General features: G+C 74.4%; 1 protein-coding gene. It reads right to left on the reverse strand.

What is annotated here, in order from left to right; translation table 11 throughout:
• On the reverse strand, positions 1–706 hold a 706-nt coding region (locus tag ABFX46_RS43340), incomplete at both ends, for a hypothetical protein (protein ID WP_346050470.1).

Raw genomic sequence — 706 nt, forward strand, 5'->3', positions numbered from 1 at the left:
CGGTGTGGCCGGTGACGATGTACCGGGCGGCGGCGACGGCGCGGTACAGGTAGGCGCCGCCGACCAGGCACAGCAGCGGAGTGGCCCACCAGACCGCCCGGCGGTACCAGATGATGCCCAGCAGCCCGATGGTCTGCAGCGCGCCCAGCGGCGTCGCGGTCAGGAAGGGGAACGGGTCGCTGGTGATGGCGGGCGCCGGGAACTGGTCGGAGACCATCTGCCCGCCCTCCCGCAGCAGCGTCCAGCCGTAGGGGACCAGGTACCAGCCGGCGGTCACGGCGGCCACCACGACCACCTTCACCAGGTAGAACAGGTAGCGGCGGCGGTCATCGGACGCTCGCCAAGCCAGCCAGACCAGGACGAGGATGCCCGCCGCGCCCCACAGCACGAACCCCAGATAGGTGGCCACGACCAGGCCGCCGAGGACCCCGGCCGGCAGCCAGTGCAACCGCCCGCGCGGCGGGCGGCCGAACGTCGCCAGGGCCCACGGGATGAACACCGCCAGCGCGACGACCTCGTGCGCCTTGCGCGGATCGGCGAAGGCGACCAGCGCGGCGGCGGCGATGACGAGGGCGGCGGGCGCGGGCACCAGCCGGGTCCACAGCAGGAACGTCAGCAGGACGGCCCCGGAGACGGTGAGGAGCTGCGCGTCGCCGAGCACCCGCCAGGCGTGGACGTCCAGCAGCGCCGAGGCCCGGCCCACCAC

The organism is Actinomadura chokoriensis (assembly GCF_039529475.1).
GTDB classification, from domain to species: domain Bacteria; phylum Actinomycetota; class Actinomycetes; order Streptosporangiales; family Streptosporangiaceae; genus Spirillospora; species Spirillospora bangladeshensis.